Raw genomic sequence first — 12,456 nt, 5'->3', positions numbered from 1 at the left:
AAAAGCACTTAAGATTTGTATAGATTACATTCTTAAGTGCTTTTTTCGTTTAAATGTTAAAAGTACCATAGAAATTTTGAAAATAAATGGAAGGGAAATGATAAAAAACTTGAGCCTGAGGTAGTGGAGGATAACTTTGGCTTTGAAAGGTAGTACTACTTGGATGTGCACCATGATGCCAAAATGAGGGAGTAACTTGACCTGGAATTTGATATTGTTGCCAAGTTGCAGGAAGTTCAATTCCTGCATCGGAACTAGCTGTATGAACGGCTGGAACGTGTATCCCAGGAGTCGAAGGAACGACGACTGTCACTCTTGAAGATACCCACATAAAATAATCACTCCTAAGTTGTGATAATAAAGTAGTATATTCTTTTCACGCATATAAAGGTACATATAGATAGGACTTTAGGCTAATGTATACGTATAAAGTTGTAAGACCAATTTAAATTGGTAGTGGACCATTTATTATAAAAAGATACGTCTATTTACGGAGGGCAAAGAAATTAAGAAAATGTAAAATGGAGGTGTTAATTGCAAGAACATACGTGTTTATGGAGGAATTTTAATGGAACGATTATGGACGAAATCATTTATTCAAATGACTTTCGCAATGTTATTTTTATTTACAGGATTTTATTTACTAGTTCCAACGCTGCCGCTCTTTATTAAAGAGATAGGTGGCAACGAATCACAAGTTGGACTTATGATGGGGATGTTTACAATAGCAGCAGTTGTAATACGACCGATTATCGGAGGAATGTTAGATCAATATGGTAGAAGATCTTTTATTATTTTCGGACTCATCTTTTTTGGGATAACGATGTATTCTTATAATTTAGCGTCGACTATTGTCCTTTTAGCTGTTTTGCGGGTTATTCATGGGGTGACATGGGCTGTTTCTACAACAGCTGTTGGAACAGCGATAACTGATATTATTCCAGATTCCCGCCGTGGTGAAGGGATGGGGTGGTACGGGATGGCTATGACAATTGCAATGGCAATCGGCCCAATGATTGGATTATCGGTTGTACAACATTATTCATTTTACGGTCTATTCTTGTTAGCAACTCTTTTATCCTTTATGGCAGTCCTATTATCGTTCATGACGAAAATGCCATTCACACCACAAAAAGAAAAAGGGAAAATGCAGTTGTTTGAAAAATCGGTTCTATCAATTACGATTGTTGTTTTCTTTTTATCATTTGCATATGGAGGGATTACGACATTTTTACCGCTATTTGCATCGTCAATTGATGTGAATCCTGGGACATTCTTTCTTGTATATGCAGTTGCTTTAACGATTGTACGACCAATTTCAGGAAAACTATTAGATAAGTATGGTGAAGTATTTATCATACTCCCGGCACTATGCATTACTATTATCGCAATAGTTGTATTAACACTTTCAAATAGTTTAATGGGTGTAATTATTGCTGCTGTATTATACGGTGTTGGGTTCGGTTCAGCGCAGCCGGCATTGCAAGCAGCGATGATTACAATTGTTGACCCGAGTAAAAGAGGAGTTGCTAACGCTTCGTTCTTTACCGCATTTGATCTAGGGATTGGACTTGGTGCGATTTTACTTGGAGTTGTTTCGCAAATGTTTGGTTACCGTATTTTATTTGCAGGTAGTGCAATTTCAGGATTACTTGCTTTAATTATTTTCGTCTTTTTTGTAAAACAGCGATTAGGTAAAAAAGAATTTGCGTAAACGGGAGTAACAAAGATGAAAATTTCAATTGAACGTAACGATTTGCGATGGTTAAAGGATAACATATTTATAGTTCAATTCAGCCTGACTATTCTTTAGGGATAGTTTCTGAGAAATCACAGATGGGGAAATCGTATCAGTTGAGAAAGAAGACATTCTATTTTAGGGGATGTTTATAATCTTTAGTACTTTAAAAACTATCATTTAGTTGAATGTTACAATGAGGAAACGAAAGAAATTCAATTTAATTATGTAAAATAATAACTTTTTTAAAAATAAATAAGTTTTATATAAGAATTATATTGATGAGATAGTGAAATAAATATCATGTAGAAACGAGTTGTATATGTATACAGCTCGTTTTTTTTTATTTTCTTAAGAAAATAGGGTAAATGATATATTCTATGGGATTTTCTGAGTCATCCTTATATTTTGTTTTAATAGGACATGTAAAGAAGTCTGTCCTTTCTTTATAAAATATGAAAATTATTTTTGAAAAACTGTATTGTTACATCGGTAAAAGTATAGGAAACTTATCATTGTAAAATAAATTGAAATCTTCTAAAAACTCTGATACATTGAAATAGAAATGTAGTTTCACAGTATTGTAAAGGCTTACAGTTATGTGCACGAAGATCTATTAGGATTGGAGGAAATAATGATGAAAGCTGAAGAAAAATTTTCCCCGGGATTAGATGGTATAGTGGCAGCGGAGACGAAAATCTCGTTTCTTGACACAGTGAAAGGTGAAATTGTAATTCAAGGGTATGATTTAATCGAACTCTCAAAAACAAAAGAGTATTTAGACATTGTGCACCTTTTATTGGAAGAACATCTACCAAATGAAGATGAAAAAGCAAAACTTGAAAAGAAATTAAAAGAAGAATACGCGGTACCAGAAGGTGTATTCAACGTATTAAAGGCATTACCGAAAGAAACGCACCCGATGGATGGATTGCGTACAGGTGTGTCCGCATTAGCTGGTTACGATAATGATATCGAAAACCGCTCGTTAGAGGTAAACAAAAGCCGCGGGTACAAATTATTGAGTAAAGTACCAAACATTGTAGCGAATAGCTATCATATTTTAAATAATGAAGAGCCAATTCAGCCCCTTCAGGAATTAACATATAGCGCGAATTTCTTCTATATGTTAACAGGTAAAAAACCAACTGAACTTGAGGAGAAGATCTTTGATCGTTCCCTTGTTTTATATAGTGAACATGAAATGCCAAATTCTACATTTACAGCGCGCGTTATTGCATCAACGCAATCCGACTTATATGGTGCTTTAACAGGTGCAGTTGCCTCTTTAAAAGGTAGCTTACACGGCGGTGCAAACGAAGCCGTTATGTACATGCTTTTAGAAGCTGGTAATGTTGAGAAGTTTGAAGAATTGCTACAGAAGAAACTATATAACAAAGAAAAAATTATGGGCTTTGGACATCGTGTGTACATGAAGAAGATGGATCCAAGAGCACTGATGATGAAGGAAGCTTTAAAGCAGTTATGTGATGTAAAAGGTGATTATACACTATATGAAATGTGTGAAGCTGGAGAAAAGATTATGGAGAAGGAAAAAGGAATTTATCCAAACCTTGATTATTATGCAGCTCCAGTATATTGGATGCTTGGTATCCCAATTCAACTTTACACACCAATCTTCTTTAGCTCTAGAACAGTGGGCCTATGTGCGCACGTAATTGAGCAACATACGAACAATCGATTGTTCCGTCCACGTGTAAATTACATTGGCGAGCGACATGTACTTAGTAAATAAGAACAACTGGGGAGTTGTTTGCGCCGCCCGCCAGATGGGTGTTTGACCGACACCCATCATTAATAATAACGAATTTTCGACAGAAAGGGAAGAATAGCATGATTAAAACAAATGAAATTAAACAAAAAGATGCATTATTAGAAGAAATTGCGGATTATGTATTAAATAAAGAGGTAACTAGCGCAGAAGCATTCAGTACTGCTCGTTACGTATTACTTGATACGCTTGGATGTGGAATTTTAGCATTACAATATCCAGAATGTACGAAATTACTAGGACCAGTTGTACCAGGAACAATCGTGCCAAATGGTACACGTGTACCAGGGACGTCATATGTACTTGATCCAGTGAAAGGTGCATTTAATATCGGATGTATGATCCGTTGGTTAGACTATAACGATACTTGGCTTGCAGCAGAGTGGGGACATCCATCTGATAACTTAGGCGGAATTTTAGCAGTTGCAGATTATATTAGCCGTGTTCGTATCTCAGAAGGAAAAGAACCATTAAAAGTACGTGAAGTACTAGAAATGATGATTAAAGCACATGAAATTCAAGGTGTACTTGCTTTAGAAAACAGCTTAAACCGTGTTGGTCTTGACCACGTATTATATGTAAAAGTAGCAACAACTGCTGTAGTTGCAAAAATGCTTGGCGGAACACGTGAAGAAATCTTTAATGCATTATCACATGCATGGATTGATAATTCTAGTCTTCGTACATATCGTCATGCACCAAATACTGGCTCACGTAAATCATGGGCAGCAGGTGATGCAACAAGCCGCGGTGTTCATCTTGCGATGACTGCTCTAAAAGGTGAAATGGGTTATCCAACAGCTTTATCTGCACCAGGATGGGGATTCCAAGATGTATTATTTAATAAACAAGAATTAAAGTTAGCAAGACCATTAGAGTCATATGTAATGGAAAATGTATTATTTAAAGTTTCATATCCAGCAGAGTTCCATGCACAAACAGCGGCAGAGTGTGCTGTGAAATTACACCCAGAAATTAAAGAAAGATTAGAAGAAATTGATCGTATTACAATTACAACTCATGAGTCAGCAATCCGTATTATTGATAAAGAAGGTCCATTAAATAACCCAGCTGATCGCGATCATTGTTTACAATACATTACGGCAATTGGTTTATTAAAAGGAGATATCGTTGCGGATGATTATGAGGATGCAGTAGCAAATGATCCACGTGTAGATGAATTACGTAATAAGATGGTTGTTGTTGAAAACAAACAGTACAGTTTAGATTACCTTGACCCGAACAAGCGCTCAATCGCCAACGCTGTTCAAGTCCATTTCAAAGATGGCACTGTAACAGAAAACGTGGAATGTGAATATCCACTTGGTCACCGTTTCCGTAGAGACGAAGCAATTCCAAAAGTTGTTCAAAAATTCACTGCAAATATGGCAGGTCATTATTCTAGTAAGCAACAAGAACAAATTCATGAAGCTTGTTTAAATGAAGAGAAACTAGAAAATATGAATGTAAACGAATTTGTAGATCTATTCTTAATTTAATAATAGGGGGGAATTTAGAATGGCTTGGGTTGTGAATAAACAGTCAACACAAGAGGAGCTTGCGAATCGCTTCCGAGCTTTAGTAGAAGCAAATGATATTTTGCAAATTCCTGGTGCTCATGACGCAATGGCAGCTTTAGTTGCGAGAAATACAGGCTTTTCAGCTCTTTATTTATCAGGAGCTGCTTATACTGCAAGTAAAGGACTACCCGATTTAGGAATCGTGACGTCTACTGAAGTAGCAGAGAGAGCAAGAGATCTAGTAAGAGCTACAGACTTACCAGTTCTTGTTGATATTGATACAGGATTTGGCGGTGTTCTCAACGTAGCGAGAACAGCGGTAGAAATGGTAGAAGCGAAAGTTGCAGCTGTTCAAATTGAAGATCAACAATTACCAAAGAAATGTGGGCATTTAAATGGTAAGAAACTCGTTACGACAGAAGAGTTAGTTCAAAAGATTAAAGCGATTAAAGAAGTTGCACCAAGCTTATATATTGTAGCGCGCACAGATGCTCGCGGTGTAGAAGGTCTAGATGAAGCGATAGATAGAGCGAACGCTTATGTAAAAGCAGGCGCAGATGCGATATTCCCTGAAGCGCTTCAATCAGAAGAAGAGTTCCGTCTATTTAATAGTAAAGTAAATGCACCTTTACTTGCGAATATGACTGAATTCGGCAAAACGCCGTATTATAGTGCAGAGGAATTTGCGAATATGGGCTTCCAAATGGTTATTTATCCTGTAACTTCACTTCGCGTTGCAGCGAAAGCATATGAGAATGTGTTTACTTTAATTAAGGAAACAGGTTCTCAAAAAGATGCACTTTCAAATATGCAAACGAGAAGTGAGTTATATGAAACAATTTCATATCATGACTTTGAAGAATTAGATACTGGAATTGCAAAAACAGTATTATCAGAGGATCAATAGATAAAGTGAAACTTTAATCAGTGGGGGTTTTCTTCATCCCCCACTGATTATTAGTTGAACCAATCGGACTTTTATGGGCAGTTGATCCCCCGCCTAACTTCTTTGCTTTCGCTGAATTTTGAGGCGGGGGTCTTACTGCCCATTAAAGCGGGATAAAACAACTAAGGCGATGAGAATACATCTTTGGCAAAACGGACTGCTTGATGTGAAAATTCATCGCCTTCTGTTTTCAAAAATAAGAAATTCCACTCATCGTAGACGAGCATACGTAGTAGTAAGTAAGGCCGAAATGATAGGGGGATTCAGATGGAGAAAACGAAGTTACCGTGGGATGAATTTTTTTCGCTTAATAAAGATGTGAATCATACTTTCTTTACGCCAGAAGATTTTTCTGGTGATGAAGATTTAATCGCAAAAACGACAGAACAATTCGTTAAGCAAGAAATTGTTCCACAAATGGAGAATATTGAACAACATAACTATAAAGTTTCTCGTCAATTATTTGAGAAAGCTGGAGAACTTGGATTATTAAGTATCGAGGTTCCAGAAGATTACGGTGGATTTGAGTTAGGAAAGGCAGTTTCAGGACTTGTAGCAGAAAAAATGGGATACGCTGGTGCATTTAGCGTTTCATTTAATATACACGCAGGTGTAGGTACATTGCCTTACATATATTACGGAACGAAAGAACAAAAAGAAAAATATTTGCCGAAAATTGCATCTGGAGAATGGATTGGGGCTTATGCTTTAACTGAGCCGAATGCTGGTTCTGATGCTTTAAGTGCAAAAACGAGTGCAGTATTAAATGAAGATGGTACAGCTTGGAATTTAAATGGTGAGAAACAGTGGATTACAAATGCTCATATGGCAGATGTATACGTTGTTTTTGCGAAGACAAATAAAGGAATGACAGCGTTTATTGTCGAAAGAACATGTGAAGGCGTATCTATTGGACTAGAAGAAAAGAAAATGGGGATTAAAGGTTCTTCAACGGCTACCCTTATTTTAGAAGATGTTGTCATTCCTGCTGAAAATGTTTTAGGAGAAGTTGGGAAAGGGCATCACGTAGCTCTTAATATTCTAAACTTTGCTAGACTAAAGCTTGCTTTTGGAAATATTGGAACAGCAAAACAAGCAATTGGTTTGTCGGTTCAATATGGAAAAGAGAGAAAACAGTTCCAAACGGAGTTAGTAGATTTTACGATGATTCAAGAGAAAATTGCAAATATGATCATTGCTACATATGGTGCAGAAAGTGCAGCTTATCGTACAGCGGGTGTAATTGATGCAGCAATTCATGAGAGTGATGAAGATCTTATGAAGAAAATGTCTCAATTTGCAATTGAATGTGCACTTAATAAAGTAAATGCTTCTGAAACACTAGGTCATATCGTAGATGAAGCAGTACAAATTCATGGTGGATACGGTTATATGCAAGAGTACGAAGTAGAACGATTATATCGTGATGCTAGAATTAGTCGTATTTTTGAAGGAACGAACGAAATTAATAGATTAACAGTTGCCAAAATGTTAATGAAGCAAATGGAACAAATTGAAGATACTGAAGTAGAGATTGATGTAGCAAATGTCGAAAGAAACCATCGTTACATTTTATTAGCGAAAAAATTGTTGAAACAATCTTTGAAAACGCTCTCTAAAACTCCAGGTTTAAAAATTGATCAAGAGCAAGAATTTTCACGTGTATTATCAAATATGTTAACGGAAGTGTACGTTATGGAATCAGCATTTTTACGTACGAGTAAAGCCATTAGTAAAAATGGTGAAGAGAAAGAGCGTACGAAACAAATGATAACTGACGTTATTTGTGAAGAAGGCTATCGTAAAGTAGAAGAAGCGGCGATTTCTATACTTTCAGCGGCTGTTACAGAAGAACAAGATAGACATGTGATTTTAACTGAAATTCGTCAATTATTAGTGCCTTTATACACGAACGTATTTACAAAAAAGAGAGAGATTGCGAAAGCTATTATAAATCGAGGAAAGTATATTGTGTAAATAGGAGGAAAGCGATATGAAAAAGATTGGTTTTATCGGTTTAGGTAACATGGGTCTTCCAATGTCTAAAAATTTAGTTAAATCAAGTTACACAGTATACGGTGTGGATTTAAATAAAGAGGCTGAAGCTTCCTTTGAAAGTGAAGGAGGAATTATTGGCTTATCAATCTCAAAGCTAGCAGAAACATGCGATGTGATCTTTACAAGTTTACCTTCACCTCGCGCTGTTGAAGCGGTATATTTTGGGGAAGAAGGATTATTTGAAAATAGTCATTCGAATGTGGCTTTAATTGATACAAGTACCGTATCTCCACAGTTAAATAAACAGTTAGAAGAAGCTGCAAAAGAAAAGAAAGTAGACTTTTTAGCAGCACCTGTTAGTGGTGGGGTAATTGGCGCCGAGAATCGTACATTAACGTTTATGGTTGGTGGATCAAAAGAGGTATATGAGAAAACGGAATCTATCATGGGCGTACTAGGCGCGAACATTTTCCATGTTAGTGAGAAGATTGATAGTGGTACAACAGTTAAATTAATTAATAATCTATTAATTGGTTTTTATACAGCTGGTGTGAGTGAAGCTTTAACATTAGCGAAAAAGAACGATATGGATTTAGATAAAATGTTTGATATTTTAAATGTAAGTTACGGTCAAAGTAGAATTTATGAGCGCAATTATAACAGTTTTATTGCATCAGAAAACTACGAGCCAGGCTTTACTGTGAATTTATTAAAGAAAGATTTGGGATTTGCAGTAGATTTAGCGAAAGAAAGCGAACTTCACTTACCAGTAAGCGAAATGCTATTAAATGTATATGAAGAAGCAAGTGAAGCAGGGTATGGTGAAAACGATATGGCTGCTTTATATAAGAAAGTTAGTGAGCAATTAATTTCTAATCAAAAATAATAGACGTAAATACATCATAAAAAAGGAGAGAATATAATGATTACAACTGAAATTAAACGAGTAAAAAATCATATTAATGGTGAGTGGGTAGAATCTACTGGTACAGAAGTAGAAGCAGTTCCAAATCCGGCGACTGGAAAAATTATCGCTTACGTTCCGCTATCTCCGAAAGAAGATGTTGAAAAAGCTGTTGAAGCGGCAAAAGCAGCATACGAAACATGGTCTAAAGTGCCAGTTCCGAACCGTTCAAGACAATTGTATAAATATTTACAGCTTTTACAAGAAAACAAAGAAGAGCTTGCTAAAATCATTACGCTTGAAAATGGTAAAACATTAACAGATGCAACTGGTGAAGTACAGCGTGGTATTGAAGCAGTAGAACTTGCAACATCTGCACCAAATTTAATGATGGGACAAGCTCTACCGAATATTGCTAGCGGCATTGATGGATCGATTTGGCGCTATCCAATTGGAGTTGTTGCGGGTATTACACCGTTTAACTTCCCAATGATGATTCCATTATGGATGTTCCCACTTGCAATTGCTTGCGGTAATACATTCGTATTAAAAACATCTGAAAGAACGCCACTTTTAGCTGAGCGACTTGTAGAGTTATTCTATGAAGCTGGTTTCCCAAAAGGTGTATTAAATTTAGTACAAGGCGGAAAAGATGTTGTAAATAGCATTTTAGAAAATAAAGATATTCAAGCTGTTTCGTTCGTTGGATCTGAGCCAGTAGCTCGTTACGTTTATGAAACGGGTACGAAACACGGGAAACGTGTACAAGCGTTAGCTGGTGCAAAAAATCATGCGATTGTAATGCCAGATTGCAATCTTGAGAAAACAGTACAAGGAGTAATTGGTTCTGCATTCGCTAGTAGTGGAGAACGCTGCATGGCATGTTCAGTAGTAGCGGTAGTAGATGAAATTGCTGATGAATTCATCGACGTACTAGTAGCAGAGACGAAGAAGTTAAAAGTAGGTGATGGTTTCCACGAAGAAAATTATGTTGGACCATTAATTCGTGAATCTCATAAAGAGCGTGTACTAGGCTATATTAATAGCGGTGTAGCAGATGGAGCTACTTTATTAGTAGATGGCCGCAAAATTAAGGAAGAAGTTGGAGAAGGTTACTTTGTAGGTGCGACAATCTTTGATGGTGTAAATCAAGAAATGAAAATTTGGCAAGATGAAATTTTCGCTCCAGTATTAAGCATTGTAAGAGTTAAAGATTTAGAAGAAGGTATTAAACTAACAAATCAATCTAAATTTGCAAATGGTGCAGTTATTTATACGTCAAACGGTAAGCATGCACAAACGTTCCGTGATAATATCGATGCTGGTATGATCGGTGTAAACGTAAACGTTCCAGCACCAATGGCATTCTTCGCATTCGCAGGAAATAAAGCTTCATTCTTTGGTGATTTAGGTACAAATGGTACAGATGGTGTACAATTCTATACACGTAAAAAAGTTGTAACTGAGCGCTGGTTTTAATAAAGAGTAGACAGCCAAATCGGTTATTAAATGAAAACCACCACTTAGAATAGTGGTGGTTTTCGTTTTGTTAATTATTTTTTTCAAAAGCTAGTTTAATACCAAAACCAATTAAGACGATTCCCGTTAACCCTTGAATATAACGTTGCGTCTTCGGTTTTTTCATAAAAGCACTAATTTTATCAATTAAAAATATATAAAAAGCGAACCAAATTACTGTTAAAACGAGGTAAGTAAGGCCCATGACGAGAAGTTGGATAAACGTATTATGATTTGGATTTAAAAATTGCGGTAAAAAGGTTAAAAAGAAGACTGCAACTTTCGGGTTTAATAAATTTGTAAGAAACCCTTGGCGAAAGCAAGAAGAGTGTTCGTCTTCATGATTTAAAGGTATATCGGCTGTATCAACACTTTCTTTATTTCTTACTGCTAAAAGGGCTTTAATACCAATATAAATTAAATATAGAGCTCCAACGTACTTGAAAATAGAAAATAAAAGAGCTGACTTTACAATAAGTGCGGATAGTCCGATTACTGCTGCTAACGTATGAATCAAAAGTGCAATACATGTGCCGAACACTGTCTTTACTCCACCCATCTTACCGGCAACTAATGTGTTTTTCGTGGCCATTGCAGTATCAGGACCAGGTAAAATAATAAGACAAATAGACATAATGATGAAAAGAAAAAAATTTTCAATCATAGTCGCTCCTCCTTTTTATTTTTAGAATATTTGATTAAAAATAGTGTAGCACATATTTCGATTTAATAAAATTAAATTTTATTAAAAAATATTAAATAGGAAAGAGGCTATACATCCGCGTAATTACACGAATATATAGCCTCAGGTTTATCCCGAATGAACGGATGATTGGTGAGGGGGTAAACCACCACTTATGCGTTTAGTAAGTTAAAGAACCGATTTACATCTTCTTCTGAAACATCACTTAACTGCTTATATTTATAATTCGGATTTTGATCTTTATCAACGACAACAGAGCGTACTCCTTCGAAGAAATCCACATGTCTCATGAAATTTTTAGCAAGTACAAGGTCGGTAGCGAAACATTCTTCAACGGACTTATCTTGGCCATCGATAAACTGTTTTAATGTTACTTTTAATGAAATAGGGGATTTTGATAATAGCGTTTCTGTCGTTTTTATAGCAAAGGAACTTGGATCTTTCTCCAATGAATGGATGATCTCTTCAATTGTATCGAAAGCAAAGTGTGAATTCATTTCTTCTAATGAAGAAGCAAGTTCGCTTTCTAAGCTTGGAGCAGTTGCAAATGTACGAATGACTTCTTTTAAATTAGTATGTACATCATCTTCTTTATGCCAATTTACACTTTCAAGTTCAGTAAGGAAATTTGGTAATGAATCAGATGTCATAAAGTAATCAGCAGCGTTTATAAATAATACGTCTGAAGCTTTTAAAATAGATGCCGTTAAAGCAACATAGCGGCCAGAAAACCCTGGAGCTTTATTTAAGAAATAAGCAGCACCGACGTCTGGGAAGAAGCCGATATTCATCTCTGGCATTGCCCATTTCGTACGCTCAGTTACAATTCGATATTTCGCACCATTTGTAAGACCGACACCTCCGCCCATTACAATTCCATCTAAGCAAGCGATGATTGGTTTTTTATATTGATAAATATATGTATCAATTTCATACTCTTCTTCAAAAAAACGTTCCGCATGCTGTAATGCAGTTTCATTTGAACGTGCTTCATAAAGAGTTTTAATGTCGCCGCCTGCACAAAAACCTTTTGTGCCAGCTCCTTTTAATACGATAAGCGCAATTCGCTCGTCATTTTCCCATTCTTTCAGTTTTTGCCCAATTGGTTGTAACATGTCATAAGATAAAGAATTAAGTGCTTTTGGGCGGTTTAAAGTAATTGATGCAACTCCGTTTTCACTAACAGAAAATAAAACGTGTTCAGTCATAATTCATCCTCCCTTACATATCTTCTTATTCTTAATTCTTGATACGTACTGAAATGTCCTTTATAAACTTTGTCTAAAGTTGGCGATATATGTTAATTTGCCCAATGCATATTTTGACGAGCTATATTT

10 protein-coding genes and 1 pseudogene are annotated in these 12,456 nt (G+C 36.0%); 8 read left to right on the top strand and 3 right to left on the bottom strand.

Features of this window, described 5'->3' with window-relative positions; all coding sequences use genetic code 11:
- Positions 1 to 49 precede the first annotated feature (49 nt).
- Positions 50 to 331, bottom strand: coding sequence for a hypothetical protein (locus AABL52_RS15665; RefSeq protein WP_341517889.1), 282 nt, complete (start codon positions 329 to 331; stop codon positions 50 to 52).
- A 237-nt stretch (positions 332 to 568) separates the two neighbouring features.
- On the opposite strand from AABL52_RS15665, the gene AABL52_RS15660 reads away from it, so the two are divergent.
- The 8 genes and pseudogenes from AABL52_RS15660 to AABL52_RS15625 all read left to right on the top strand — a co-directional run bounded on the left by AABL52_RS15660 (position 569) and on the right by AABL52_RS15625 (position 10,377).
- Positions 569 to 1,714, top strand: a complete 1,146-nt coding sequence (locus tag AABL52_RS15660) for an MFS transporter (RefSeq protein WP_341517888.1) — start codon at positions 569 to 571, stop codon at positions 1,712 to 1,714.
- 71 nt (positions 1,715 to 1,785) lie between these two features.
- Positions 1,786 to 1,975, top strand: a pseudogene (locus AABL52_RS15655) (HesB/YadR/YfhF family protein); the annotation flags it as partial.
- 397 nt (positions 1,976 to 2,372) lie between these two features.
- Positions 2,373 to 3,494, top strand: a complete 1,122-nt coding sequence (mmgD, locus tag AABL52_RS15650; protein WP_033656041.1) for a citrate synthase — start codon at positions 2,373 to 2,375, stop codon at positions 3,492 to 3,494.
- 98 nt (positions 3,495 to 3,592) lie between these two features.
- Positions 3,593 to 5,029, top strand: coding sequence for a 2-methylcitrate dehydratase (prpD, locus tag AABL52_RS15645; RefSeq protein ID WP_000598119.1), 1,437 nt, complete (start codon positions 3,593 to 3,595; stop codon positions 5,027 to 5,029).
- 19 nt (positions 5,030 to 5,048) lie between these two features.
- Complete coding sequence (gene prpB / locus AABL52_RS15640) at positions 5,049 to 5,957, top strand: methylisocitrate lyase (RefSeq protein ID WP_000312646.1); 909 nt, start codon at positions 5,049 to 5,051, stop codon at positions 5,955 to 5,957.
- A gap of 306 nt (positions 5,958 to 6,263) precedes the next feature.
- Positions 6,264 to 7,973, top strand: coding sequence for an acyl-CoA dehydrogenase family protein (locus AABL52_RS15635; protein WP_341517887.1), 1,710 nt, complete (start codon positions 6,264 to 6,266; stop codon positions 7,971 to 7,973).
- 16 nt (positions 7,974 to 7,989) lie between these two features.
- Positions 7,990 to 8,880 (top strand): NAD(P)-dependent oxidoreductase, encoded by an 891-nt coding sequence (locus AABL52_RS15630; protein ID WP_000719432.1) that lies wholly within the window; start codon positions 7,990 to 7,992, stop codon positions 8,878 to 8,880.
- A gap of 36 nt (positions 8,881 to 8,916) precedes the next feature.
- Positions 8,917 to 10,377, top strand: a complete 1,461-nt coding sequence (locus tag AABL52_RS15625; protein WP_000633353.1) for a CoA-acylating methylmalonate-semialdehyde dehydrogenase — start codon at positions 8,917 to 8,919, stop codon at positions 10,375 to 10,377.
- A gap of 70 nt (positions 10,378 to 10,447) precedes the next feature.
- Here AABL52_RS15625 and AABL52_RS15620 read toward each other — a convergent pair whose 3' ends face one another.
- Both AABL52_RS15620 and AABL52_RS15615 read right to left on the bottom strand, forming a co-directional pair.
- On the bottom strand, positions 10,448 to 11,080 hold the full coding sequence (locus AABL52_RS15620) for a LysE family translocator (RefSeq protein WP_097845140.1): 633 nt from the start codon (positions 11,078 to 11,080) through the stop codon (positions 10,448 to 10,450).
- Positions 11,081 to 11,271: 191 nt separating this feature from the next.
- Complete coding sequence (locus AABL52_RS15615) at positions 11,272 to 12,327, bottom strand: enoyl-CoA hydratase/isomerase family protein (protein ID WP_341517886.1); 1,056 nt, start codon at positions 12,325 to 12,327, stop codon at positions 11,272 to 11,274.
- Positions 12,328 to 12,456: the final 129 nt, after the last annotated feature.

Origin of the sequence: Bacillus paramobilis (assembly GCF_038096195.1) — a bacterium.
Lineage (GTDB): Bacteria > Bacillota > Bacilli > Bacillales > Bacillaceae_G > Bacillus_A > Bacillus_A mobilis.
This window is presented reverse-complemented; position numbering and strand designations above follow the sequence as displayed.

What these genes read in the sequence shown, in the direction of transcription:
- AABL52_RS15665 (WP_341517889.1), bottom strand. Translation starts at nt 331, where the DNA reads ATGTGGGTATCTTCAAGAGTGACAGTCGTCGTTCCTTCGACTCCTGGG.
- AABL52_RS15660 (WP_341517888.1), top strand. Translation starts at nt 569, where the DNA reads ATGGAACGATTATGGACGAAATCATTTATTCAAATGACTTTCGCAATG.
- mmgD (WP_033656041.1), top strand. Translation starts at nt 2,373, where the DNA reads ATGATGAAAGCTGAAGAAAAATTTTCCCCGGGATTAGATGGTATAGTG.
- prpD (WP_000598119.1), top strand. Translation starts at nt 3,593, where the DNA reads ATGATTAAAACAAATGAAATTAAACAAAAAGATGCATTATTAGAAGAA.
- prpB (WP_000312646.1), top strand. Translation starts at nt 5,049, where the DNA reads ATGGCTTGGGTTGTGAATAAACAGTCAACACAAGAGGAGCTTGCGAAT.
- AABL52_RS15635 (WP_341517887.1), top strand. Translation starts at nt 6,264, where the DNA reads ATGGAGAAAACGAAGTTACCGTGGGATGAATTTTTTTCGCTTAATAAA.
- AABL52_RS15630 (WP_000719432.1), top strand. Translation starts at nt 7,990, where the DNA reads ATGAAAAAGATTGGTTTTATCGGTTTAGGTAACATGGGTCTTCCAATG.
- AABL52_RS15625 (WP_000633353.1), top strand. Translation starts at nt 8,917, where the DNA reads ATGATTACAACTGAAATTAAACGAGTAAAAAATCATATTAATGGTGAG.
- AABL52_RS15620 (WP_097845140.1), bottom strand. Translation starts at nt 11,080, where the DNA reads ATGATTGAAAATTTTTTTCTTTTCATCATTATGTCTATTTGTCTTATT.
- AABL52_RS15615 (WP_341517886.1), bottom strand. Translation starts at nt 12,327, where the DNA reads ATGACTGAACACGTTTTATTTTCTGTTAGTGAAAACGGAGTTGCATCA.